Below are 22,078 nucleotides of genomic sequence, written 5' to 3'. Positions count from 1 at the left end.
CGGTGGCGAATGCTCGCCGCGCTGGATGCTTGCCCAGTCAATGTGAAAAAGGCCGGCACCTTGTGGGTGTCGGCCTTTTGTTGCCGCCCGGTAGGGCGGCAATTTCAAAAGCTTGCTTAGTGGAACTGTTCTTCTTCGGTCGAGCCGGTCAGTGCGGTGACGCTGGATTTGCCACCCTGGATCACGGTGGTGACGTCGTCGAAGTAGCCAGTACCAACTTCCTGCTGGTGCGAGACGAAGGTGTAGCCACGATCGCGGGCAGCGAATTCCGGCTCCTGAACCTTCTCGACGTAGGCCGACATGCCGCGCTTGGCGTAGTCCTGGGCCAGATCGAACATGTTGTACCACATGGAGTGGATGCCAGCCAGGGTGATGAACTGGTACTTGTAGCCCATGGCGCCCAGTTCGCGCTGGAACTTGGCGATGGTGGCATCGTCCAGGTTCTTCTTCCAGTTGAAGGAAGGCGAGCAGTTGTAGGCCAGCATCTTGCCCGGGTGCTTGGCATGCACGGCTTCGGCGAATTTGCGGGCAAATTCCAGATCCGGCGTGCCGGTTTCGCACCACACCAGGTCGGCGTACTCGGCGTAAGCGACGGCGCGGGAGATGGCCTGCTCCAGACCCTTCTTGGTCTTGTAGAAGCCTTCGGCAGTGCGCTCGCCGGTCAGGAACGGCTTGTCGTTTTCGTCGTAGTCGGAGGTGATCAGGTCGGCGGCTTCGGCATCGGTACGGGCGATGACCAGGGTCGGCACGCCATAGACGTCAGCGGCCATACGGGCAGCGATCAACTTTTGAACGGCTTCGGTGGTCGGGACCAGAACCTTGCCACCCATGTGGCCGCACTTCTTGACGGAAGCCAACTGATCTTCCCAATGCACGCCGGCAGCGCCAGCGCGGATCATGGCCTTCATCAGTTCGTAAGCGTTGAGCACGCCGCCGAAACCGGCTTCAGCGTCGGCCACGATCGGCAGGTGGTATTCAACGTGACCGGCATCGCCAGCATTGATGTTCTTGGACCACTGGATTTCGTCGGCGCGGTTGAAGGCATTGTTGATGCGCTCGACAACCTTCGGCACGGAGTCAACCGGGTACAGCGACTGGTCCGGGTACATGGCGGCGTATTCGTTGTTATCGGCAGCGACTTGCCAGCCGGACAGGTAGATGGCCTTGATGCCGGCCTTGGCTTGCTGAACGGCTTGGCCGCCGGTCAGGGCGCCTAGGCAGTTGACGTACGGCTGGTTGTTAACCAGATCCCACAGCTTCTCGGCACCGCGACGGGCCAGGGTGTGCTCGACCTGGAACGAGCCACGCAGACGGACGACGTCAGCAGCGGAGTAACCGCGCTTGATGCCTTTCCAGCGGGGGTTTTCAGCCCAGTCTTTTTCGAGGGCGGCGATTTGCTGTTCGCGAGTGCTCATGGTGAATTCCTCAAGAGATTTGGTTATGGGGTACGGTCTGCAAGCGTTTGCTTGAGGTGCAGTGCCGATGGGTCAAAGTATAGTTATTTTTGCGCAGGGCAGCAATAGTCTTATATAAGACATAAGACAATTTATTTGTGTTATTAAACATTGGTTTAGATGCATGTTTTCACGATATGAAATGTTTTTCGAGTCTGTGAAATGCTTTTCGGCCTTTTTTTGCTGCATGATCACCTGAACTCGTCGTCATGTACTCCATTTGCTGGCTTGACGGCATCGAGGAAGGAGTATTGAATTCATCGAATTTTGAATTTCAGGTTACAAAAATGGAAACTTTGCGGCGTTTGTACGAATGGAATGAGCGCACATTCTGGAATTCGCTGACCAAAAAGCTGATGAGCTTTTTGATCCTCTTCTTTGTCGATCTGGCGTATCTGGCGATCTACCTGCGCCAGAAAAGGCTGGTCGCCGACGAGCTGGCCCGTGGCGGCGTCAATACGGAGGTGTTGCAGCGGATATCCGAGGGCATGGATAGCGGTCTGACGCTGATGATCGGGATGACCGTTTTCGCGTTGCTGTGGAATGTCCTGCAGATTCTCTATATCCGCCACCTGATCCTGCGGCCGATCAAGCTGATCTCGACCATTTTCGATGAGATCGCTCGTGGCGAGGGCGATTTCTCGCGCAATCTGCCGACCATTACCCACGATGAACTGCGCGGGCTGGCTGAGTCTTACAATCGTTTCGCCGACAAGATGCGGGAAATCATCAACGAAGTGCGCAAGATGAGTGTCAATATCGCTCGCGAGGCGGTGCTCGTGAAGAAGACGGTGGCCTCAACCGCGCAGCGGGCAACGCAGCAGGGCGAAATCGCCAATGCCGTGTTCGGTGCGAGCACGGAAGCCATTCAGGCCATCCACGAGGTTTCCGCCTCCGCCGAGTTGATTTCCCAGTCGACGGAATCCAATCTTGAAACCGCCCGCGCTTCTCTGGGCGAGATGTTTGACATCGTCACCAAGGTCCAGACGGTCAGCGACAAGCTTTCCGCCTTCAACGATACGGTCGGTCACCTGGCGGAGCGCTCCGACAGCATTCGCAAGATCGCCGGCCTGATTAAGGAAATTGCCGACCAGACCAATCTGCTCGCCCTCAACGCAGCCATCGAGGCGGCACGGGCCGGTGAGATGGGGCGGGGTTTTGCCGTGGTGGCCGACGAGGTACGCAAGCTGGCAGAGCGGGTCAATGTCGCTACCCAGGAAATCAACGACAACATTGGCGGCATGATCTCGCTGGTGCGTGAAACGCAGGACGAAAACGAGGTCATCAATACCGATATCCAGCAGACCCGGCAGGTGGTCGAGCGCTCATCCTCAGAGTTCAAGCGGATGGTCAGCGACTTCGAGCGTACCGGCGATCAGTTGAACCAGATCGCCTCGGCCATGGAGGAGCTGACGGCGACCAATGGCCAGGTCCATGAAGCGGTGTCGCAGGTCTATACCCTGTCGAACGAGGTTTCGGGCAGCATGCAGTCGTCCGAAACTTCGACTCAGACGTTGAGTCGAGCCACCGAGAGCGTTCAGGAACTGGTGTCGCGCTTCAAGATCGGGCGTGGCTCCTTTGATTTCAATGTTGATCAGGCGCGCAAGATGCTGCTGCGCCTGCAGGACACGATGCAGGAGATGTCGAAGCGCGGCATTGATATCTGGGATCAGCGTTATCGGCCGATTCCGAATACCAATCCGCAGAAGTTCGAAGTCAGCTATGCCACTGCCTTCGAGCGCGAAATCCAGCCGCTGGCCGAAGAGGCGCTAAGCCAGCTACGGGGCGGTGTTTACGCGCTGATGGTCGATACCCAGGGCTATGGCGCGATCCACAACCTGAAATATTCCAAGCCTTTGACCGGTGATTACCAGGCCGATCTGGTGGGGAACCGGACACGGCGGATCTGGGACGATCCAACGGGGCAGCGAGCAGCCAAAAATACGCGGCCGCTGCTGCTCCAGACCTATGCCCGTGATACCGGCGAAGTGCTTTCGGAGATCAATCTGCCGATCATCGTCGATGGCCGGCACTGGGGCGGTTTGCGGGTTGGCTGCGAGAGCAGCGTGCTGCTCGATAGCTGATTGAGCAAGGGGGCTGCGGCCCCCATTTTATTTGCTCAGGCGAGCGGCTTGGTAGAAACCAGTACGCCATCCTCATCGGCGTAGAGCCATTCGCCCGGTTTGAAAGTGACGCCGCCGAAGGTGACGGCGATGTTCTTGTCGCCAACGCCTTTCTTGATACTTTTTTGCGGGTGGGTGTTCAGGGCGCGGACGCCGATATCGATGCCGTTGATATCGCCGGAGTCGCGAATGCAGCCATAAACGACGACGCCTTCCCAGCCGTTCTTCTGCGCCAGAATGGCCAGTTGGTCCCCGACCAGTGCGCAGCGAAGCGAACCGCCGCCATCGATCACCAGGACCTTGCCCCTGCCGCTCTCGGCAAAGGCTTCACGGACCAGCGAGTTGTCCTCGAAGAGCTTCAGCGTGACAACCTGGCCGGAGAAACTGCTGCGTCCACCGTAGCGCTGGAACATGGGGGCGACGACGCGCAGGCTGTCGCCCAGGTCTACTTCGAATTCGTCGCATAGGTCGGGTGTTTTAAAGCTCATGGTTGTCTCCCTGACAGAAAAAAAGCCATGCATCGCATGGCTTGTTGGAATGTGGCGTGAAGCCTAGACGACGGCTTCGCTCTTTTCTTCTTCAAAATCGAGTTTGATTTTGCCCTCTTTGTCGAGGTCGACCGTAACCCTTCCGCCGCTGGCCAGGCGCCCGAACAGCAGTTCGTCGGCCAAGGCGGAGCGAATGGTGTCCTGAATCAGGCGCGACATCGGGCGGGCGCCCATCAGCGGGTCGAAGCCTTTCTCGGCCAGCATTTCCTTCACAGCATCGCTGAAATGCGCTTCCACCTTCTTCTCGTGCAACTGTTCCTCAAGCTGCATCAGGAACTTGTCGACGACGCGCAGGATGATCTCGCGGTCGAGCGAGGCGAAGGAGATGGTGGCATCGAGGCGGTTGCGGAATTCCGGTGTGAACAGCCGCTTGATTTCGGCCATTTCATCACCAGACTGCTTGGCAGCCGTGAAGCCCATGCTCGATTTTTGCAGGTCAGCCGCGCCGGCATTGGTCGTCATGATGATGACGACGTTGCGGAAATCGGCCTTGCGCCCGTTGTTGTCGGTCAGCGTACCGTGATCCATGACCTGCAACAGAATGTTGAAGATGTCCGGGTGCGCTTTCTCGATTTCGTCGAGCAGCAGGACGCAATAGGGCTTTTTGGTTACCGCTTCGGTAAGCAGGCCGCCTTGGTCGAAACCGACATAGCCCGGCGGTGCGCCGATCAGGCGGGAGACCGCATGGCGCTCCATGTACTCGCTCATGTCGAAGCGAGTCAGCTCGATGCCGAGGCAGTAGGCGAGTTGCTTGGCAACTTCAGTCTTGCCAACGCCAGTCGGGCCGCTGAACAGGAAGGAGCCGATCGGCTTGCCCGGGTTGCCGAGTCCAGAACGGGCCATCTTGATTGCCTTGGCCAGCGCATCAATCGCCTTGTCCTGGCCGAAGACGACCGCTTTCAGGTCGCGGTCGAGGTTCTTCAGCGCGCCGCGATCGTCGAGCGTGACGTGCTGCGACGGGATACGCGCAATCTTGGCGACAATTTCCTCGATATCGGTCTTGTTGATGACCTTCTTCTGCTTTGACTTGGGCAGAATGCGCTGGGCAGCGCCAGCCTCGTCGATGACGTCGATCGCCTTGTCCGGCAAATGGCGGTCGGTGATGTAGCGCGCCGCCAGTTCGGCGGCCGACGAAATGGCTGTCGCCGAGTACTTGATGCCGTGGTGGGCCTCGAAGCGTGCCTTCAGGCCTTTCAGGATTTCAACGGTTTCGGCGACCGAGGGTTCGTTGACGTCGATCTTCTGGAAGCGGCGGGAAAGCGCGCTGTCCTTTTCGAAGATGCCGCGATATTCGGTGTAGGTCGTCGCGCCAATGCACTTCAGTTGGCCTGAAGAGAGAGCTGGCTTGAGCAGGTTGGAGGCGTCCAGCGTGCCGCCCGAAGCCGAGCCGGCGCCGATCAGGGTATGGATTTCGTCGATGAACAGGATGGCGTGCGGGTTTTCCTGCAAGGCCTTCAGTACGCCTTTCAGGCGCTGCTCGAAATCACCGCGATACTTGGTGCCGGCCAGCAAGGCGCCCATGTCCAGCGAATAGACATTGGCCTTGGTCAGAATTTCCGGCACGTCGCCCTCGACGACTTTGCGCGCCAGTCCTTCAGCGATCGCTGTCTTGCCGACGCCAGCTTCGCCAACCAGCAAGGGGTTGTTCTTGCGTCGACGGCAGAGCGTTTGAATGACGCGCTCCAACTCCTTGTCGCGCCCGATCAGTGGGTCGATCTTGCCCTGCAAGGCCAGGGCGTTCAGGTTGATGGTGTATTGCTCGAGCGGGCCCGCCTGACTCGGCTCGTTTTCGACTTCGGTCTCGCCTTCGGCGGCCGCCTTCTGCTGTGGCACCTTGCTGATGCCGTGCGAGATGTAGTTGACGACGTCCAGTCGGGTGACGCCCTGCTTTTGCAGGAAGTAGACGGCGTGCGAATCCTTTTCACCGTAGATGGCGACCAGCACGTTGGCACCATTGACTTCCTTCTTGCCGGACGACTGGACATGCAGGATCGCGCGCTGGATGACGCGCTGGAAGCCGAGGGTCGGTTGGGTATCGATGTCGTCCTCGCCGGAAACGGTCGGCGTATGTTCGATAATGAAATTGGTCAAATCCTTGCGCAGCACGTCAGGCTTGGCGCCGCAGGCGCGCAAGGCATCGGCGGCCGATGGGTTATCGATCAGCGCCAGCAGGAGGTGTTCGACGGTAATGAACTCGTGGCGTTTTTGACGCGCCTCGACAAAAGCCATGTGCAGGCTGACTTCGAGTTCCTGGGCAATCATCAGTTTTCCTCCATGACGCAAGCAAGCGGGTGTTGGTGCTGGCGGGCAAAAGCGCTCACCTGTTCCACCTTGGTGGCTGCGATGTCGCGCGGAAAAACTCCGCAGACACCCCGGCCTTCATTGTGAACTTTGAGCATGATTCGCGTCGCTTGTTCAGTATCCAGAGAAAAAAAACGCTGCAGAACGGTAATGACGAATTCCATCGGTGTGAAGTCGTCGTTCAGCAACATTACCTTGTACATTTTTGGCGGCTGCAATTTGGCACGTTGTGCCTCCAGCAGTCCGTCTTCCTGATGCTTCGTAGCCATGATTTCGATTCTATACAGTCCACTTCATTGTGCAACAGAAATGGTGGTTCACATTTTGGTCTTGATGTCCTTGATCTGGCGCAATCCCTTGGTTTGGCAATGCTGCGGAGCAGCATCGAAAAATGTTGACGCAATAATTCTAATGGCGTAGAAAGCAATCGTGTTTGGATTCAAGATGCATCAAGGTTGCCGCAAGCACCGGGTCGCTGAGCTCAAACAGGGAGTCGGGGAGACCCGTAATTTGTTAGTTTTTTGTAAGAAAGTTTCAGACATGGCAATTGGCACCGTCAAGTGGTTTAATGATTCCAAGGGTTTTGGCTTTATCACTCCTGATGATGGCAGCGAAGACCTTTTCGCTCACTTCTCCGCCATCAACATGAATGGTTTCAAGACTCTGAAGGAAGGTCAAAAGGTTTCCTTCGATGTCGTGCAAGGCCCCAAGGGTAAACAGGCTTCCAACATCCAGAGCACCTAAGTCTCGGATCGCAGAAAAGCAAAAGCCCGCCTGATTCAGGCGGGCTTTTTTCATGGTCTGAGGCGGCAGTAACGCAACTCAGGCGATGGTGATTTCATCCTGGCGCTTGTCGCCCAGGTTGTCCGTCCAGGCTACCGCCAGCTTGTCGCCGGGCTTGACGCCGCGAGCCTTGAAGGCAAAGAGCGGGTTTTTCGAAATCGACGTATTCAATTGGCCGTCAATCAACGGTTTGCCGTTCAGGCTAACCGTAAACGCCTGGATGAAGTGCATGGGCAGCGTCTGCCCCCGTTCGTCCTTGCGTTGCCCGGTTTCCATCGGGTGTTGCATCAATACCCGGATATCCGTGATTTCACCTTGAATCTGAGCGCGAATCTTGATCTGGTCGGCCATGGTTTAACCCCCGCAGCCGCCGAGCGTGACCTTGACTTCGCGGAAGGCGATGTAGGTCTTGCCATCGGCTGTTTTGGCAATGGCGCGAATTCGCGTCGTTTCGGCCAGCTTTAGCTGAACGCGGATATAGGGCAGGGCGGCCCCTGAAAAATCAAGTGAGGCACAGAGTGGCATCGGGTTCTTGTCGGCAAAAACGGCCAGGGTTCTGGTGTTCGGTAGGTTGCTGCTAATGTCGATCTCGACTTTTGCACCATTTTCGGCAATTTCCGGGGCGCTGATGACGATATCGCGCGATTCGGTGGCTCCGGTGCCGGCATAGGCTTTCAGCGCATCATTGATGGTGCGGGCGGTGAAGGCGTTGCGGTTCCATTCGGCAGCGAGCAGCGCGGTCGGCGTCAGCAGGCCGCTGCCGATCAGTGGCGAGAGCAGCAGGGCGCTGCTGCCCTTGAGTAGTTTGCGACGTAGTTCAAGCATTGCGATCTGTGGTGGCGTAATGTTATTCGGCAAGCCAGTGGCCGGATTTGCCGCCGGATTTTTCCAGCAGGCGGATGTTGTCGATGCGCATGCCGCGGTCGACGGCCTTGGCCATGTCATAAATGGTGAGCAGGCCGACCGAGAGGGCGGTCAGTGCTTCCATTTCGACACCGGTCTTGCCGAAGCATTCGGCGGTGACTTCGCAATGCACGGCGTTTTGCGCTTCGTCGATGACGAAGTCGGCGGCAACGCGGGTCAGGGCGATCGGGTGGCAGAGCGGAATCAGTTCGCCGGTGCGTTTCGAGGCCTGAATGGCGGCGATGCGGGCAATGCCGATGACGTCGCCTTTCTTGGCGGAGCCGGAACGGATCAGCGCCAAGGTCGCAGGTTGCATGAAAATGCTGCCGGCGGCGCGGGCGACACGAGCTGTTTCAGCCTTGTGGCCGACGTCGACCATATGAGCCTGGCCGGTGCTGTCAAAGTGGGTGAGGGTTTGGTTCGTCACGGGAAATTACAGAGGGTTACGCTGCACCAGGAAGGGGCGCAATCAGGCTGCGCTATCATAGCACCATGCATCTTGCCCAACGTTTCATCACCGGATTGCTTGCCCTGGCGCTGGCCGCCCAGCCCTTGTGCGCCGATGATCTACCGGAGTTGGGTGATGTTGCCAGTAATGCCTTGTCGTTGAGTACCGAGAAGAAAATTGGCCAGCAGATCATGCATGAAATCCGCTGGCGCGATACGGCCTATCTCGATGATCCCGATGTCGAGGCTTACCTGAACCAACTGGGCGGACGCCTGGCTGCGGTCAGCAACGATCCGGGCATGGGCTTCACCTTCTTTGCCGTCAATGATCGGAGCATCAATGCCTTTGCCATGCCCGGCGGTTATATCGGAGTCCATACCGGCTTGATTTTGTCGGCCGAGAGCGAATCGGAGCTGGCGGGCGTGCTCTCCCATGAAATTTCGCATGTTACGCAGCGCCATATTGCACGCCAGGTTTTCCAGTCAAAACAAGTGAGTATTGCTGCGATGGTGGCGATGGCGCTGGCCTTGCTGGCCGCCCGCTCGAACGGCCAACTGGCGGGGGCGGCGATCGCAACGACGCAGGCAGGGGCGATTTCCAACCAACTGGCATTTTCCCGCGACTTCGAACGGGAATCCGACCGTTTCGGCTTCGAGATCATGCGCAAGTCAGGTTTTGATGTGCGCGGCATGTCGGCCTTCTTCCTGCGTCTGCAAAAAGCCGTACGTCTCTACGAAAACAACGCAACGGCTTATCTGCGCACCCATCCCCTGACCGGCGAGCGACTGACCGATATGCAGAACCGGGAACAGTCGCTGCCTTACCGGCAGGTCAGGGATAGCAACGAATTCCTGCTGGTCCGGGCCAAGCTGCGGGCGATGCAAGGGGTACCGGCCGAGGCGGTCAAGGATTTCTTGACCTTGCTCAGCGAGAAAAAGTACGGCTCTGCAGCGGCGGCCCACTATGGTTATGCCTATGCGTTGCTTCGCTCACGCGACTGGGCGGGGGCGGAGCGGGAAATCCTGGCAGCGCGCCAGTTGAAAATTTCGGCCGCCATGCTGGATCGCCTGTTGGCCGAGGCGCGTCTGGGGCAAGGCGATGTCGCCGGCGGCCTGGCAATCTATCGTGACGCAATGGTTCGCTTTCCGCTCAACATGGCCTTGATTTACGGTTACGGCAGCGCGTTGATCAACAGTCGGCACTTCGACGAAGCGCTGCGCTTTAGCGAACAACAATTGCAGAGCTACCCGGACGATGTGCGCTTGCACAAGATGCGGGCCGAAAGTTATGCCGGGCTGGGCCGGCGTGCGCAGCAGCATCAGGCGCTGGCCGAGGTCTTTGCGCTGCAGGGGCAGACGGCGGGGGCCATCGAGCAATTGCAACTGGCCCAGCAGGCGGGTGACGCGAATTTTTACGAGCAGTCGGTGATCGACGCCCGGCTGCGCGAGATGAAAAAGCGCCAGCTTGAGGAAATCAAGGAAAAGCGCAATTAGGGTTAAAATCGCTGTCCTCACCAACTGGCCTATCGACCATGGACTTTGATCGCGATCTCGACGTACAGGGGCTGAATTGCCCGTTGCCCATCCTGCGGACCAAGAAGGCGCTGGCCGAGATGGAAACCGGCCAGATCCTGCGCGTCCTGGCGACCGACCCGGGGTCGCTGAAGGATTTTCCAGCGTTTGCCAAGCAGACCGGTAACGAACTGGTCGAGCAGAAAGAGGAAAATCGCGTCTTCGAGTTTTTCCTCAAGCGCAAATAACTCTCCCGTTTTTCGCATTCCTTGAAGACCGGCGGGCGCCTCCTGGCGAACCTGCCGCTTGGTGCTTCGATGGCCTGATCGATTGTCTGACCGCCCATGACGCGGCATCGCTCGGCCAACTGTTGGCCCGCCTCGACGCAGAGCCCGGATGGTCGGTGATGGCACTCGATTACGAACTGGGCTATGTACTGGAGCCGAAAACGGCGCCACCGGATTGGGTGCCTGGGCCGGAGCGTCCGCTGGCCCGGGTCTGGCGCTTTGCCGATTGCCGGCGACTGAGCCAGACCGAGGCCGATCAATGGCTGGCCAATCAGATTGCCGACCGTCCGGCCGGGGTCGGTGCTCTGCAGCCGACGCTCGGTGAAAATGACTACATTGCTGCGGTCAACCGCATCAAAACGCTGATTTCCGATGGCGACTGCTATCAGGTCAATTTCACCTTTCCTTTGCATTTCGAGTGGTTCGGTTCGCCGCTGGCCCTTTATTCCCGCCTGCGCGAGCGGCAACCGGTGCGCTACGGCGGTTTCGTCGGTGATGCGCGGCAGGGCATCGTTTCCTTATCGCCCGAGCTATTCCTTGAGCGGGTTGGCGACCGCTTGCAGACCCGGCCGATGAAGGGCACCGCGCCGCGCAGCGTGCCGGCCGAAGTGCTGCGCACCTCGAGCAAGGACCGGGCCGAGAATCTGATGATTGTCGACCTTCTGCGTAACGACCTCGGGCGGGTAGCGAGCCACGGCAGCGTCAAGGTGGACCGACTGTTCGAGATCGAAGCCTATCCCAGCGTCTGGCAGATGGTTTCCGAGGTCTCGGCGACAGTCGCCGGGCGCAGTTTTGGCGAGATTCTCCACGCCCTGTTTCCCTGTGGGTCGATTACCGGGGCGCCCAAGATACGGGCAACGCAGATCGCCGCCGAACTGGAAAACTCTGCGCGCGGCCTGTACACCGGCGGACTCGGCTGGCGGGCGCCGAATGGCGATTTTCGGCTGAATGTGGCGATCCGCACCCTGGAATTGGCGGCGGATGGTAGCGGCAAGCTGGGGATCGGCAGCGGCGTGGTGGCCGACTCGGTACCGGAGGCGGAATGGCGCGAATGCCTGCTGAAGGCGGATTTCCTGCGCAATTGCGATCCCGGTCTGCAGCTGATTGAAACCCTGCGCCGGGAAAACGGCGCTTACCCCCGGCTGGCCGGCCATCTGGCCCGCTTGCGCCGTTCGGCGGCCTGGTTCGGTTTTCCGCTGGATGAAGCCCTGTTGCATGAGGTCTTGGCCAGCCAACCGAGCGCAGGCACCTGGCGCGTCCGGCTGACGCTGGATAAGGCTGGCCAGTTGGCGGTGCAGTCCTTCCCGCTGGCCGAGGCGCCGGCGGCTCAACGTCTGGCTCGGCTGGCGCCACAAAGGATAGCGGCCAGCGACCCGCTGCGCCGCCACAAGACGACCGCCCGCGAGCTCTACGATGCGGCATTGCGCGACTTGCCGGCGGACGATCCGGTGTTCGATCTGGTCTTTCTCAACGAGCGGGGCGAGGTGGCCGAGGGGGCGCGCAGCAATGTGTTCGTCGAACGCGATGGCGTCTGGCTGACGCCACCATTATCCAGTGGCGCACTGCCGGGGGTCTTGCGGGCCGAACTGCTGGCCAGCGGTCAGGCGCAGGAGGCGGTACTGGTGGCCGAAGATCTGGCGGCCGGTTTCTGGCTGGGCAATGCCTTGCGCGGCTTGATCCCGGTGCGCCTGATCTGAGGCACCGTCTGGCGCCTTGAAAATTGCCTGTTTTTGGCGGTCGACCGCAGGGGGTGGTCAATTCAGGCGGTAAAGCAGGGTTTTCCGAAAAAAAAACAGGCCGCTCGGCATCGTCCGGATGCCGGGCGGCCTGATTTGTCTGTTAGCGGCGGAACTTGCGCAGGTAGATGCCGAACAGGGAGAACAGCGCCGCGGCAATGCCGAAATAGAAGGCCTTGACGTTGACGTCCTGGTATTCGACGAGAATCGGCTGCTCGTCTTCCACCTTGTAGCGAATGATGGTCTGGAAGTGCCAGGACGAAGCCTTGGCCTCGATCAGGCCGCCGTCGATCTTCTTCCACTGCAGCCAGCCGTCCTTTTCCATCACGTCGCCGGCATTGTCCGGAAGGTTCAGGGTCTTGAGCAACCCATTGGTCCGGGCTGCGGCCAACTCGCCGTAGGCAACGCCACAGGTTTCATCCTTTTCGCAGACGGCGACCACGCGGAATTCCGGCTTCCAGATATCGCTCTTGTCCCACGGCCAGGCGACGATGAAGGCGACGGTCCAGATCCAGACTAGGCCGCAGAAAATCATCATGGCAAGAAATACCTGAGCGAAAAAACCGCGTTTGTCTTGGGTCATGCTTTTCCTTGGTTAGCCCAGTTTTGCCAACTGGGGCTTGAGTTGTTCCAGCGTCGCCGTGAAATCGGCGACCCGCTGCTTTTCCTGATCGATCACGGCGGCCGGGGCGCGGGCGACGAAACCTTCGTTGCTGAGCTTGCCTTGGGCGATCGAAATCTGCTTTTCCAGCTTTTCGATTTCCTTGGCCAGACGAATCTTTTCAGCCGCGACGTCGATCTCCACCTTCAGCATCAGGCGGGTTTCGCCGACCACGGCGACCGGGGCCATGGCATCGGCCGGCATGTCGTCAACGATTTGTACCTCGGACAGCTTACCCAGAGCTTGCAGGATGGCGGCGAACTCGCCAATTTCGGCGCCGCCACCGGCGACCAGCAGCGGCATGCGCAGGGCGGGCGAGACGTTCATTTCGCCGCGCAGGTTGCGCGTGGCGTAGGCCAGGGCTTTCAGGCGTTCGACCTTGGCTTCCGAAGCCGGGTCGATCTTGAATTCCTCGGCGCGCGGGTAGGCGGCGAGCATGATCGAGTCGTGCGTCTTGCGGCCGGCGATCGGGGCGACGGTCTGCCACAGCTCTTCGGTGATGAACGGAATCAGTGGATGGGCCAGACGCAGCACGGCTTCCAGCGTGCGCACCAGGGTCCGGCGGGCGCCGCGCTGCTGGGCGTCGTTGCCGGTCTGGATCTCGACCTTGGCGATTTCCAGGTACCAGTCGCAGAACTCGTCCCAGACGAACTTGTAGATGGTCTGGGCGATCAGGTCGAAACGGTAGTCGGTGAAGTGGCGCTCGACTTCCTGCTCGACACGTTGCAGCTGGCTGACGATCCAGCGGTCGGCGAAGGAGAACTCGAGCGGGGCGGAGCCGCCGCAGGCCGGACCGCCTTGCTGGTGTTCCAGCGCCAGATCGTGGCCTTCGACATTCATCAGCACGAAGCGGGTGGCGTTCCACAGCTTGTTGCAGAAATTGCGGTAGCCGTCGCAGCGGCCGAGGTCGAACTTGATGTCGCGGCCGGGGCTGGCGAGACTGGCGAAAGTGAAGCGCAGCGCATCGGTACCGAAGGAGGCGATGCCTTCCGGGAATTCCTTCTTGGTCTTCTTGGCGATGCTTTCCGCCTGCTTCGGGTTCATCAGGCCGGTGGTGCGCTTTTCGATCAGCGCCTCCAGGCCGATGCCGTCGATCAGGTCGATCGGGTCGAGCACGTTGCCCTTCGATTTCGACATCTTCTGGCCTTCGCCATCGCGGATCAGACCGTGCACATAAACGTGCTTGAACGGGATCTGGCCGGTGATCTGCTTGGTCATCATGACCATGCGGGCGACCCAGAAGAAGATGATGTCGAAGCCGGTGACCAGCACCGATGACGGCAAATATTGCTGCAACAGCGGGTTGGCCGCGTCAATCGCTTCGTCACCGGTCCAGTCCAGGGTCGAGAACGGCCACAGGGCGGAGGAGAACCAGGTGTCGAGAACGTCGTCGTCACGCTTGAGCGGGCCGCTATAGCCCTGCTTGGCGGCTGCCGTCTGGGCTTCTTCTTCGCTGTGAGCGACGAAAATCTGCCCGTTGTCGCCGTACCAGGCCGGAATCTGGTGGCCCCACCACAGCTGGCGGGAAATACACCAGTCCTGGATGTTGTTCAGCCACTGGTTGTAGGTATTGACCCAGTTTTCCGGATAGAACTTGATCTCGCCGGAATGGACGACGTCGAGCGCCTTCTCGGTGATCGACTTGCCGTCCTCGCCCGGCTTCGACATGGCGACGAACCACTGGTCGGTCAGCATCGGCTCGATGACGACATTGGTCCGGTCGCCGCGTGGCACCTTGAGCTTGTGCTTGTCAGTCTTTTCCAGGATGCCGAGGGCTTCGAGGTCGGCGACGACGGCCTTGCGGGCGTCGAAGCGGTCGAGACCGCGATATTTTTCCGGGGCGTTGTCGTTGATCTTGGCGTCGAGCGTCAGGATCGAAATCAGCGGCAGGCCGTGGCGCTGGCCGACGGCGTAGTCATTGAAATCGTGGGCCGGCGTAACCTTGACGCAGCCGGTGCCGAATTCGAGATCGACGTAGCTGTCGGCGATGATCGGGATTTCGCGTTCGGTTAGCGGCAGCTTCACCATCTTGCCAATCATGTGCTTGTAGCGCTCGTCTTCCGGGTGAACCATGACGGCGGTGTCGCCCAGCATGGTTTCCGGCCGCGTCGTAGCGACGACCAGGCTACCGCTGCCATCGGCCAGCGGGTAGCGGATGTGCCACATGAAGCCGTCTTCTTCTTCCTGCACGACTTCGAGGTCGGAAACGGCAGTATTCAGTTTCGGGTCCCAGTTCACCAGGCGCTTGCCGCGGTAGATCAGACCTTCGTTGAACAGGCGGACGAAAGTCTCGGTGACGACTTTGTTGAGGCCTGCATCCATCGTGAAGCGTTCGCGCTTCCAGTCCGGGCTGGTGCCCATCCGGCGCATCTGGCGGGTAATCGTGCCGCCGGAGTATTCCTTCCATTCCCAGACCTTTTCCAGGAACTTCTCGCGGCCGAGATCGTGGCGTGAGATCCCTTGCGCGTCGAGTTGGCGCTCGACGACGATCTGCGTTGCGATGCCGGCGTGGTCGGTGCCCGGTTGCCACAGCGTGTTGTGGCCGCGCATCCGGTAGTAACGGGTGAGCGCGTCCATGATCGTCTGGTTGAAGCCGTGGCCCATGTGCAGCGTGCCGGTGACGTTGGGCGGTGGCAGCAGGATGCAGAAATTATCGGATTTGCTGCGGTCGACGCCGGCAGCGAAGTAATTTTGGGCTTCCCACTCGGGGTACCAGCGGCGTTCGATATCGGCTGGTTCAAAGGCTTTGGCGAGTTCCATGGGCTTGTCGGAAAAGGGGAAAACCCAAAATTATACCGGAGCGTAGCCCCGGCTTCGCCGCGATCTCAGTTGGGCGGTTGCAGCGTGTCGATCATTGCCTGCTCGGCCAGGAAGTCGCGCAGGGTCGATTCGATGAGGCGCGGCAGTTCGGCCACCAGGCGCTGTTCGACGCGACGCGCCAGTTCGTGGGCCAGGGCATCACGCAAGGCGGCGTCGAATGCCGGCAGCGGGAGCGTTTCTTCGGCGATATCGTTGATTGGTTCCGGCACGATTTCGGTGTCGGGTTCGGCATCCGGTTCGACGACGGGGGTCGGTATTTCGGCATCAAGCAGCACCGGAATGTCATCATCGTTATCCACCGTATCGGTGAGAACGGGGATTTCATCGAGTTCGCCACCGCCTTGGCGGCGGCGCTGCATCAAGGCATCGGCTCGGGCGAGGATGGGGCTGGGCACCGGCGTTTCCTAGCGATCGCTGAGGTCGAAATAACGCACCTCATAACCGCGATCCTTGTAGAACTTGACGCGTTCGCGGGCGGCGCTGCGGTCGGCTTCCTCCTGGCCAACGACCTCGATCAGGTTCTGGAAGCGGGAGAAGCCCGGCGGGATCTCACGGCTGAGATTCATCAGGCGTTCGTCCTGTGCTACCGATTCCAGCGTGTCGGTGATCAGGATCGGTGTTTCGGCGGCCAGCGGCGAGTCGGCCGGGCAGTGCGGCACGAAACTGAGGGCGGGGTGCGTCCAAAGCATGCGGTCGACACTGCTGGCGACCTCTTTTTCGGGGGCGTAAACCAGCATCGCCTTGCCTTTGGCGTAAGCCCCGCCGAGCAAGGCGCAGGCTGCGGCGATGCGGTCCGATGCGCCGTGGTAGAAGAAAACCTGGGTCAATTGAGCTTGCCGGCGCGTTGCAGCAGGTAATGGGTGAGCAGCGGCACCGGACGCCCGGTAGCACCCTTGTCGGCCCCGGATTTCCAGGCGGTGCCGGCGATGTCGAGGTGAGCCCACTCGAATTTCTTGGTAAAGCGCGACAGGAAGCAGGCGGCGGTAATCGAGCCCCCCCAGCGGCCGCCGATGTTACCCATGTCGGCAAACGGGCTTTTCAGCAGTTCCTGGTAGTCCTCCCACAGCGGCATGTGCCAGGCGCGATCGTGCGCTTCGTCGCCGGCGTCCAGCAGTTCGCGGGCAAGGGCATCCTTGTTGGCGAAGAGGCCGGTGGCGATATTGCCCAATGCGACGACGCAGGCGCCGGTTAGCGTCGCCACGTCGATGACGGTATCCGGCTCGAAGCGCTCGGCATAGGTCAGTGCGTCGCAGAGGATCAGGCGACCTTCGGCGTCGGTATTGAGAATCTCGATGGTCTGGCCGGACATCGAGGTGACGATGTCGCCCGGCCGGCTGGCGCTGCCGCCCGGCATGTTCTCGGTGGCCGGGACGACCACGGTCAGGTTGATCGGCAGCGCCATGCGGGCGATGGCCTGAATGGTGCCGAGCACGCTGGCGGCGCCGCACATGTCGTATTTCATCTCGTCCATCTCGGCCGAGGGCTTCAGCGAAATGCCGCCGGTGTCGAAGGTCACGCCCTTGCCAACCAGGACAATCGGTTTGTCACCGGCCTTGGCGCCCTGGTAGCTGAGTACGATCAGCTTGGGCGGTTGGTGCGAGCCACGCGCGACGGCGAGCAGCGAATGCATGCCCAGTTGTTCCATGTCGGCCCGTTCGAGAATCTCGCAGCCGAGCCCGAATTCGACCGCCATCGCCTGCGCCTGCTCGGCGAGATAGCTCGGGTGGCAGATATTCGGCGGCAGGTTGCCGAGCGTCTTGGCCAGCGCCATGCCTTCGGCAATGGCGATCCCCTGGCTTAGCGCCTCTTCGGCCAGCCCTAACTCGTTGCGGCGTTCAACGCCCAGGGTCAGTTTGCGCAGCGGGCGGCGGACTTCGTCCTTCTTGCTCTTGAACTGGTCAAACTTGTAGGTTGCGTCCAGGGCGGCAATCGCCGTCTGGCGAACTCGCCAGGCGACGCTGCGCTTCTTGACGGCGAGTTCGGTCAGGAAGATGGAGGCGTCGAAGGCGCCGGTTTCATTCAGCGTCTTGACCGCGGTGCGGACGGCATTGCCGAATTCCTTTTCGCGGAAATCCTTTTCCTTGCCCAGGCCAACCAGCAGAACGCGGTCGCATAATGTGCCAGGGACATTGTGCAGCAGCAGCGTGGTGCCTGCCTTGCCTTCCATGTCGCCGCGCCGAATGATGTCGGAAATATAGCCATTTGCTGCCTTGTCGAGCAATTCCGCTGGCAGGGTTAGCTTCCGCGAATCGAAAACCCCAGCGACCACGCAGGCGCTACGCTGCTTTTCCGGGCTACCGCTTTTTATGCTAAATTCCACAGGCTGCTCCTGATCAAGGAAATATCAGTATTTGAGGGATTATCCTCGCATTTTTTCGGTTTCGTCAAAGCATGATATTCGAGCGCGCCGCCCGGCGCGAATTCGCTCAGGCAGCCGCCGGCATTAGTGTTGCCCTGCTGGCTATCCTGACCTCTACCCAGTTGATCCGACTGCTGAAAGATGCTGCGGGCGGTCGCGTCGCGCCTGAAGCGGTGGCGTCACTGCTCGGCTTTGCGGCTTTGAATTTCATGCCCATTCTGCTGTCGTTGACGCTTTTCGTGGCAATTCTGCTCAGTTTGTCGCGCGCCTATCGTGACTCGGAGATGGTTGTCTGGTTCTCCTGCGGTCAGCCACTGACGGCCTGGATGCGCCCCGTGCTCCGGTTTTCGCTGCCGATCGTTTTTGCCATTGCGGTGCTGGCCGGCTTTTTGTCGCCTTGGGCCAATTACAACACCGCCGAGTATCGACAAAAACTCTCGGCCCGCAGCGATGTTTCGCAGGTCTCGCCGGGAACCTTTCGGGAAGCCAAGAAGGGCGAGCGGGTCTTCTTTGTCGAGGCGCTGGCTGAAGATGCCAGCCAGGTCGGCAATGTCTTTGTGGCTTCGGTCCAGGAGGGAAAGCTCGGGGTCGTGATGTCCAATTCCGGGTATCAGGAGTTTGCCGAGAATGGTGACCGTTTCGTGGTGCTTGAGCATGGCCGGCGCTACGAGGTGGAGCCCGGTACGCCAGAGTTCAAGGTGATGGAATTTGAGCGTTACCGGGTGCGTACCGAGGATGCCGAGGCCAGGCCGGCAGAGCGTTCGCCGAATCGTCTGCCAATTAACGAATTGATTCTGGAAGATAGTCCGCAGGCCCGGGGTGAGTTGCTGTGGCGTATCGGGATGCCGGTTTCGGCGCTCATCCTGGCTTTTCTCGCCATTCCGCTGTCTTTTGTCAATCCACGGGCCGGACGTTCGGCCAATATGTTGATCGCGATCCTGATTTACGCCATTTACAGCAATCTGATTTCAGTTAGCCAGGCATGGGTGGCACAAGGGAAGCTGTCGTTCTGGATTGGCGTCTGGGCCGTGCATGCACTGATGCTGTTGCCGCTGCTGCTGCTTTTCTACAAGCGGATCGCCGTGCGTATGCCCTGGCAGCGGAGGCAGGCCTGATGTTCCGTCTCAACCTCTACCAGCGCTATTTGATGCGCGAAACGTTTGCTGCCGTCTTTCTCGTTCTCGCTGCTTTCCTGGCGCTGTTCAGCTTTTTTGACTTGATTAATGAGTTGCGTAGTGTCGGCAAGAATGGCTATCAACTGGGGCATGCCGTTGTCTTTGTGGCACTTAGTCTGCCCGGCTTGATCTACGAGTTGATCCCTATCGCTGCGCTGATCGGTACCTTGTATGCCCTGTCGACCTTGGCTCGTCATTCGGAGATTACGGTACTGCGAGCGTCCGGTTTGGCGACGCGTGACCTGCTGATGACCTTGTTTCGGGTGGCAGGTCTGCTCGCCTTGCTGACCTTTGTGGTCGGAGAGGGGCTGGTTCCGTTTTCCGAGCGCATGGCGCAGGAAATTCGGGCCAAAGCGCTGAGTCGGGTCATCGCCCAGAGCGGATTCGATAGTGGTTTGTGGGTCAAGGACGGGCGCAGCTTCATCAATATCCGTAAGGCAACGCCGGATGCGCGCCTGCATGGTGTGCGCATTTACAAGTTTGACGCAGACAATGCCCTGGAGTCGGTGACTGATGTCGAGGAGGCTTTATTTCAGCCGCCGGAGCGCTGGCTATTGAAAGGTGTGGTCAGGACGGTGCTGGAGGGCGATACGTCGCGCGTGGAACGGATGGATACTGCCGAGTGGCAGTCTGCGGTCAACCCTGATTTGCTGGCGGTTTTGATGGTGGCGCCGGAGCGCATGTCATTGTTCGGCTTGCTGAATTACACGCAGCATTTGCTTGATAACCACCAAAAAACAGAGCGCTATGAAATTGCGATCTGGAAAAAACTGATCTATCCGTTGGCTGCGCTGGTGATGGTGGCGCTGGCTCTGCCGTTTGGCTACTCACACAACCGGGTCGGTGGCGTCAGTTTGAAAATATTTGGCGGCGTTATGCTGGGTATTCTTTTTTACGCGCTGAACGGCTTGTTTTCCAACTTGGGGGTCATCAATTCCTGGCCGCCATTTGCTAGCGCCACCGTACCGTCCGCCTTGTTCCTGTTGGCGGCTGTCGGAATGCTATGGTGGGTCGAGCGGCGTTAATCAGGTGCTGGACGTAATGATTTTCGTGCCGGCAATCCTGTCGTGCAAGAATTGCCCCTCCTTGTCGAACAGCGCCCAAAATATCCCGCAACCGAAAAAGATCACTCCCGGCCAGGCGGCAAGGTAGCGTAACAGCGCTTGGCCCGGGCGGATGGCGCGATCATCGGTGCCGACCAGGCGTATTTTCCAGGTCTTCATTGGTAAGGTCTGCCCACCATTCAGCCAGAACCAGACGAAATACAGCATTAGTAACAGAAATACATGCACCCAAAGCAGCTTGGCGCCCATGACCATGCCAAAGCCGGATAGCAGGATTTGCGGCAGCAAGAAGCCGATCAACAGAACGGCAAAGACCACTAAACTTTCGTAAAGCATGCAGGCCAGACGGCGGCCGATGTTCGGGGTGTTTTCTGGCATCAGGGTTTTGCTATTTCTGCAGGTGCTTCGCTTGAGCTATCGGCTGACTGGCTAGCCGTGGCGGGCGCCGCTTCGGCGGGGGGCGCTTGGAGTAGTTTCCCGGATTTTCCGCTTTCACGAATACGTTGTTTCTCGTCCGCTGGCAGGTTTGAATAGGCCTCCCATTTTTGCTTTACAACGGCCTTTTGTTCCGGGGGTAATTGGTTGAAGTCCTTATAGGTGCCACGCACCTTGCTGCGTTGTTCCGGCGTCAGGCTTGCCCATTCGCGCATGCGCTGCTGAACGCGCCGCTGCTCATCGGGCTTCATGGTCGGATAGCGCTCGGCAATCCCCAGCCATTTCTTGCGTGGCAGATTCTCCATGCTGTTCCAGTCAGAGGCCAAGGGGGCTAGAACGGACTTCTGGGGGGGGCTGAGTGCTTCCCAGCCAGGTTGCGGCAGCGTGCCAATAACCACCGTGGTGGGCGGTTCGGCTATGGCGGGGGCGACCAGTGTCAGGGCGAGGATTACTCCTCCGATGAATCGTCTTTTAGCCATTCGAGAAAATCGTTATCCATGAAAGCTTCGGGGGGGATGTCATCGGTCAGTAGGGCGCTATCGACTTCTTCCAGTTCAGTGATGTACTGAGTGCTGTGCCAATAAAAAGAAATCCACATCCCGAGTAGCAACGCCAGAATAGCGAGTATCTGTTTGATGTAAGGGGCACTGGTCCCAAGGCGGAGTGATATCGAACCGTGTCCGGCAACGACCAAGCCTGGTGCGAGCTGCTTTTGCTTTGAAAGCGCCACGTGTCGGGCAGCTTCGAGGCGCCGCGAGGTGCTTGGAGAAATGTCTTTTAGTCCGTGATTCAGCGCTTGCCGAACGCGGTAGGCGTAACGTTCTTCATTCATAGCTTTATACCTTTTGCCGACAGGGCGGCTGCTAACGCGTGCGTGGCGCGTGAACAATGGGTCTTTACGCTGCCTTCTGAGCAGCCCATCGCAGCCGCGGTCTCGGCTACGTCCATGTCTTCCCAATAACGCATGAGGAAGGCTTCGCGTTGACGTGTCGGTAATTTTTTTATTTCGCCATCAATGATGTTCAGCGTTTGGGCCTGTAGCAGCTTGCTTTCCGGGGTTTTGGGGCCAGCGTCGTCTTCGTCCGCCGCCAGTGTTTCCAGTGGATCATAGTCGTCATCATCGTCGGAGGAGAAAGCGGAGAGCAGGGTGGTCCACATCGAGCGGACCTTGCTGCGCCGATAGTAGTCCCGGATGGTGTTCTGTAGGATGCGTTGAAAGAGCATCGGAAACTCTTCCGGTGGGCGGTCGCCGTATTTTTCGGCGAGTTTTAGCATGCTGTCTTGAACAATATCCAGCGCGGCCTCCTCTTCGTGAACCGCAAACATGGCCTGTTTGAATGCTCGACGTTCGACGGATTCGAGAAAGCTCGATAGTTCTTGGGGTGAAGCCAGGGTCGTCTCTTCCAGTAAAAGCCTTGAGCATGATAAGGGAGTGGCAGCAAACCTTGACCGAAAAGAGGTGGTCGATTA

At 59.2% G+C, this 22,078-nt stretch carries 23 protein-coding genes; 7 read left to right on the top strand and 16 right to left on the bottom strand.

Features of this window, described 5'->3' with window-relative positions; translation table 11 throughout:
• Nucleotides 1-116: 116 nt before the first annotated feature.
• Nucleotides 117-1,415 (bottom strand): isocitrate lyase, encoded by a 1,299-nt coding sequence (gene aceA, locus GH663_RS09210; RefSeq protein ID WP_153131346.1) that lies wholly within the window; start codon nucleotides 1,413-1,415, stop codon nucleotides 117-119.
• Nucleotides 1,416-1,741: 326 nt separating this feature from the next.
• Here aceA and GH663_RS09205 point away from each other — a divergent pair, with 326 nt between their 5' ends.
• The gene (locus GH663_RS09205) at nucleotides 1,742-3,538 is read left to right on the top strand and encodes a methyl-accepting chemotaxis protein (protein WP_153131345.1); all 1,797 of its coding nucleotides are present in this window, start codon (nucleotides 1,742-1,744) and stop codon (nucleotides 3,536-3,538) included.
• Nucleotides 3,539-3,573: 35 nt separating this feature from the next.
• Here GH663_RS09205 and rraA read toward each other — a convergent pair whose 3' ends face one another.
• The 3 genes from rraA to clpS all read right to left on the bottom strand — a co-directional run bounded on the left by rraA (nucleotide 3,574) and on the right by clpS (nucleotide 6,695).
• Nucleotides 3,574-4,065 (bottom strand): ribonuclease E activity regulator RraA, encoded by a 492-nt coding sequence (gene rraA, locus GH663_RS09200; protein ID WP_153131344.1) that lies wholly within the window; start codon nucleotides 4,063-4,065, stop codon nucleotides 3,574-3,576.
• A gap of 63 nt (nucleotides 4,066-4,128) precedes the next feature.
• On the bottom strand, nucleotides 4,129-6,387 hold the full coding sequence (gene clpA / locus GH663_RS09195; RefSeq protein ID WP_153131343.1) for an ATP-dependent Clp protease ATP-binding subunit ClpA: 2,259 nt from the start codon (nucleotides 6,385-6,387) through the stop codon (nucleotides 4,129-4,131).
• Nucleotides 6,387-6,695 (bottom strand): ATP-dependent Clp protease adapter ClpS, encoded by a 309-nt coding sequence (clpS, locus tag GH663_RS09190; RefSeq protein ID WP_066880806.1) that lies wholly within the window; start codon nucleotides 6,693-6,695, stop codon nucleotides 6,387-6,389. Before clpS ends, clpA begins: the two co-directional genes overlap by 1 nt.
• 271 nt (nucleotides 6,696-6,966) lie before the next feature.
• Between clpS and GH663_RS09185 the strand changes: the two genes are divergently transcribed.
• Complete coding sequence (locus GH663_RS09185; RefSeq protein ID WP_066880803.1) at nucleotides 6,967-7,170, top strand: cold-shock protein; 204 nt, start codon at nucleotides 6,967-6,969, stop codon at nucleotides 7,168-7,170.
• Nucleotides 7,171-7,248: 78 nt separating this feature from the next.
• On the opposite strand, the gene soxZ is transcribed toward GH663_RS09185, so the two are convergent.
• Genes soxZ through moaC form a run of 3 tightly spaced genes read right to left on the bottom strand, consistent with a single transcriptional unit; the run spans nucleotide 7,249 to nucleotide 8,539 of the window.
• The gene (soxZ, locus tag GH663_RS09180) at nucleotides 7,249-7,560 is read right to left on the bottom strand and encodes a thiosulfate oxidation carrier complex protein SoxZ (RefSeq protein WP_153131342.1); all 312 of its coding nucleotides are present in this window, start codon (nucleotides 7,558-7,560) and stop codon (nucleotides 7,249-7,251) included.
• Nucleotides 7,561-7,563: 3 nt separating this feature from the next.
• On the bottom strand, nucleotides 7,564-8,034 hold the full coding sequence (soxY, locus tag GH663_RS09175; RefSeq protein WP_153131341.1) for a thiosulfate oxidation carrier protein SoxY: 471 nt from the start codon (nucleotides 8,032-8,034) through the stop codon (nucleotides 7,564-7,566).
• 22 nt (nucleotides 8,035-8,056) lie between these two features.
• Nucleotides 8,057-8,539, bottom strand: a complete 483-nt coding sequence (gene moaC, locus GH663_RS09170; RefSeq protein WP_153131340.1) for a cyclic pyranopterin monophosphate synthase MoaC — start codon at nucleotides 8,537-8,539, stop codon at nucleotides 8,057-8,059.
• A 65-nt stretch (nucleotides 8,540-8,604) separates the two neighbouring features.
• Here moaC and GH663_RS09165 point away from each other — a divergent pair, with 65 nt between their 5' ends.
• The 3 genes from GH663_RS09165 (at nucleotide 8,605) to pabB (ending at nucleotide 12,055) form a co-directional block, all read left to right on the top strand.
• The gene (locus GH663_RS09165; protein ID WP_153131339.1) at nucleotides 8,605-10,053 is read left to right on the top strand and encodes a M48 family metalloprotease; all 1,449 of its coding nucleotides are present in this window, start codon (nucleotides 8,605-8,607) and stop codon (nucleotides 10,051-10,053) included.
• A gap of 38 nt (nucleotides 10,054-10,091) precedes the next feature.
• Nucleotides 10,092-10,319 (top strand): sulfurtransferase TusA family protein, encoded by a 228-nt coding sequence (locus GH663_RS09160; protein WP_066880791.1) that lies wholly within the window; start codon nucleotides 10,092-10,094, stop codon nucleotides 10,317-10,319.
• Between the two features lie 158 nt (nucleotides 10,320-10,477).
• Nucleotides 10,478-12,055: an aminodeoxychorismate synthase component I gene (gene pabB, locus GH663_RS09155; RefSeq protein ID WP_153131338.1), complete on the top strand. Its 1,578-nt coding sequence runs from the start codon at nucleotides 10,478-10,480 to the stop codon at nucleotides 12,053-12,055.
• 142 nt (nucleotides 12,056-12,197) lie between these two features.
• On the opposite strand, the gene GH663_RS09150 is transcribed toward pabB, so the two are convergent.
• The 5 genes from GH663_RS09150 to GH663_RS09130 all read right to left on the bottom strand — a co-directional run bounded on the left by GH663_RS09150 (nucleotide 12,198) and on the right by GH663_RS09130 (nucleotide 17,895).
• A complete protein-coding gene (locus GH663_RS09150) occupies nucleotides 12,198-12,677 on the bottom strand; it encodes a hypothetical protein (RefSeq protein ID WP_153131337.1) in 480 nt (159 codons plus the stop codon).
• Between the two features lie 12 nt (nucleotides 12,678-12,689).
• A complete protein-coding gene (locus GH663_RS09145; RefSeq protein ID WP_153131336.1) occupies nucleotides 12,690-15,515 on the bottom strand; it encodes a valine--tRNA ligase in 2,826 nt (941 codons plus the stop codon).
• A 65-nt stretch (nucleotides 15,516-15,580) separates the two neighbouring features.
• Nucleotides 15,581-15,970, bottom strand: a complete 390-nt coding sequence (locus GH663_RS09140) for a hypothetical protein (RefSeq protein ID WP_153131335.1) — start codon at nucleotides 15,968-15,970, stop codon at nucleotides 15,581-15,583.
• A gap of 9 nt (nucleotides 15,971-15,979) precedes the next feature.
• Entirely contained in the window at nucleotides 15,980-16,402 is a 423-nt protein-coding gene (locus GH663_RS09135; protein ID WP_153131334.1) for a DNA polymerase III subunit chi, read from the bottom strand.
• A complete protein-coding gene (locus GH663_RS09130) occupies nucleotides 16,399-17,895 on the bottom strand; it encodes a leucyl aminopeptidase (protein WP_153131333.1) in 1,497 nt (498 codons plus the stop codon). The genes GH663_RS09135 and GH663_RS09130 overlap by 4 nt, the downstream gene beginning before the upstream one ends.
• A gap of 71 nt (nucleotides 17,896-17,966) precedes the next feature.
• Here GH663_RS09130 and lptF point away from each other — a divergent pair, with 71 nt between their 5' ends.
• Together lptF and lptG are read left to right on the top strand one after the other, a co-directional pair.
• Nucleotides 17,967-19,049, top strand: coding sequence for an LPS export ABC transporter permease LptF (gene lptF, locus GH663_RS09125; RefSeq protein ID WP_153131332.1), 1,083 nt, complete (start codon nucleotides 17,967-17,969; stop codon nucleotides 19,047-19,049).
• Nucleotides 19,049-20,134, top strand: coding sequence for an LPS export ABC transporter permease LptG (gene lptG, locus GH663_RS09120; RefSeq protein WP_153131331.1), 1,086 nt, complete (start codon nucleotides 19,049-19,051; stop codon nucleotides 20,132-20,134). The genes lptF and lptG overlap by 1 nt, the downstream gene beginning before the upstream one ends.
• Here lptG and GH663_RS09115 read toward each other — a convergent pair whose 3' ends face one another.
• Genes GH663_RS09115 through GH663_RS09100 form a run of 4 tightly spaced genes read right to left on the bottom strand, consistent with a single transcriptional unit; the run spans nucleotide 20,135 to nucleotide 22,000 of the window.
• On the bottom strand, nucleotides 20,135-20,551 hold the full coding sequence (locus GH663_RS09115) for an RDD family protein (RefSeq protein WP_153131330.1): 417 nt from the start codon (nucleotides 20,549-20,551) through the stop codon (nucleotides 20,135-20,137).
• On the bottom strand, nucleotides 20,551-21,087 hold the full coding sequence (locus GH663_RS09110) for a DUF3106 domain-containing protein (RefSeq protein WP_153131329.1): 537 nt from the start codon (nucleotides 21,085-21,087) through the stop codon (nucleotides 20,551-20,553). Before GH663_RS09110 ends, GH663_RS09115 begins: the two co-directional genes overlap by 1 nt.
• Nucleotides 21,057-21,440 (bottom strand): DUF3619 family protein, encoded by a 384-nt coding sequence (locus GH663_RS09105; RefSeq protein WP_153131328.1) that lies wholly within the window; start codon nucleotides 21,438-21,440, stop codon nucleotides 21,057-21,059. The genes GH663_RS09110 and GH663_RS09105 overlap by 31 nt, the downstream gene beginning before the upstream one ends.
• Nucleotides 21,437-22,000 carry an RNA polymerase sigma factor gene (locus GH663_RS09100; protein WP_153131327.1) on the bottom strand — a complete coding sequence of 188 codons (564 nt, stop codon included), beginning with the start codon at nucleotides 21,998-22,000 and terminating at the stop codon, nucleotides 21,437-21,439. The genes GH663_RS09105 and GH663_RS09100 overlap by 4 nt, the downstream gene beginning before the upstream one ends.
• Nucleotides 22,001-22,078 lie beyond the last annotated feature (78 nt).

The organism is Dechloromonas hortensis, assembly GCF_009469765.1.
Taxonomy (GTDB): domain Bacteria; phylum Pseudomonadota; class Gammaproteobacteria; order Burkholderiales; family Rhodocyclaceae; genus Azonexus; species Azonexus hortensis.
Note: the sequence above shows the minus strand (reverse complement) of the source record. Positions and strands in the feature narration are given on the sequence as shown.

Excerpts from the sequence above, each read along its gene's own strand:
- GH663_RS09150 (WP_153131337.1), bottom strand. The coding sequence starts at position 12,677 with ATGACCCAAGACAAACGCGGTTTTTTCGCTCAGGTATTTCTTGCCATG.
- GH663_RS09185 (WP_066880803.1), top strand. The coding sequence starts at position 6,967 with ATGGCAATTGGCACCGTCAAGTGGTTTAATGATTCCAAGGGTTTTGGC.
- soxZ (WP_153131342.1), bottom strand. The coding sequence starts at position 7,560 with ATGGCCGACCAGATCAAGATTCGCGCTCAGATTCAAGGTGAAATCACG.
- aceA (WP_153131346.1), bottom strand. The coding sequence starts at position 1,415 with ATGAGCACTCGCGAACAGCAAATCGCCGCCCTCGAAAAAGACTGGGCT.
- GH663_RS09205 (WP_153131345.1), top strand. The coding sequence starts at position 1,742 with ATGGAAACTTTGCGGCGTTTGTACGAATGGAATGAGCGCACATTCTGG.
- GH663_RS09105 (WP_153131328.1), bottom strand. The coding sequence starts at position 21,440 with ATGAATGAAGAACGTTACGCCTACCGCGTTCGGCAAGCGCTGAATCAC.
- clpA (WP_153131343.1), bottom strand. The coding sequence starts at position 6,387 with ATGATTGCCCAGGAACTCGAAGTCAGCCTGCACATGGCTTTTGTCGAG.
- GH663_RS09110 (WP_153131329.1), bottom strand. The coding sequence starts at position 21,087 with ATGGCTAAAAGACGATTCATCGGAGGAGTAATCCTCGCCCTGACACTG.
- soxY (WP_153131341.1), bottom strand. The coding sequence starts at position 8,034 with ATGCTTGAACTACGTCGCAAACTACTCAAGGGCAGCAGCGCCCTGCTG.
- lptG (WP_153131331.1), top strand. The coding sequence starts at position 19,049 with ATGTTCCGTCTCAACCTCTACCAGCGCTATTTGATGCGCGAAACGTTT.
- GH663_RS09145 (WP_153131336.1), bottom strand. The coding sequence starts at position 15,515 with ATGGAACTCGCCAAAGCCTTTGAACCAGCCGATATCGAACGCCGCTGG.
- GH663_RS09115 (WP_153131330.1), bottom strand. The coding sequence starts at position 20,551 with ATGCCAGAAAACACCCCGAACATCGGCCGCCGTCTGGCCTGCATGCTT.
- GH663_RS09160 (WP_066880791.1), top strand. The coding sequence starts at position 10,092 with ATGGACTTTGATCGCGATCTCGACGTACAGGGGCTGAATTGCCCGTTG.
- rraA (WP_153131344.1), bottom strand. The coding sequence starts at position 4,065 with ATGAGCTTTAAAACACCCGACCTATGCGACGAATTCGAAGTAGACCTG.
- lptF (WP_153131332.1), top strand. The coding sequence starts at position 17,967 with ATGATATTCGAGCGCGCCGCCCGGCGCGAATTCGCTCAGGCAGCCGCC.
- pabB (WP_153131338.1), top strand. The coding sequence starts at position 10,478 with ATGGCACTCGATTACGAACTGGGCTATGTACTGGAGCCGAAAACGGCG.
- clpS (WP_066880806.1), bottom strand. The coding sequence starts at position 6,695 with ATGGCTACGAAGCATCAGGAAGACGGACTGCTGGAGGCACAACGTGCC.
- GH663_RS09165 (WP_153131339.1), top strand. The coding sequence starts at position 8,605 with ATGCATCTTGCCCAACGTTTCATCACCGGATTGCTTGCCCTGGCGCTG.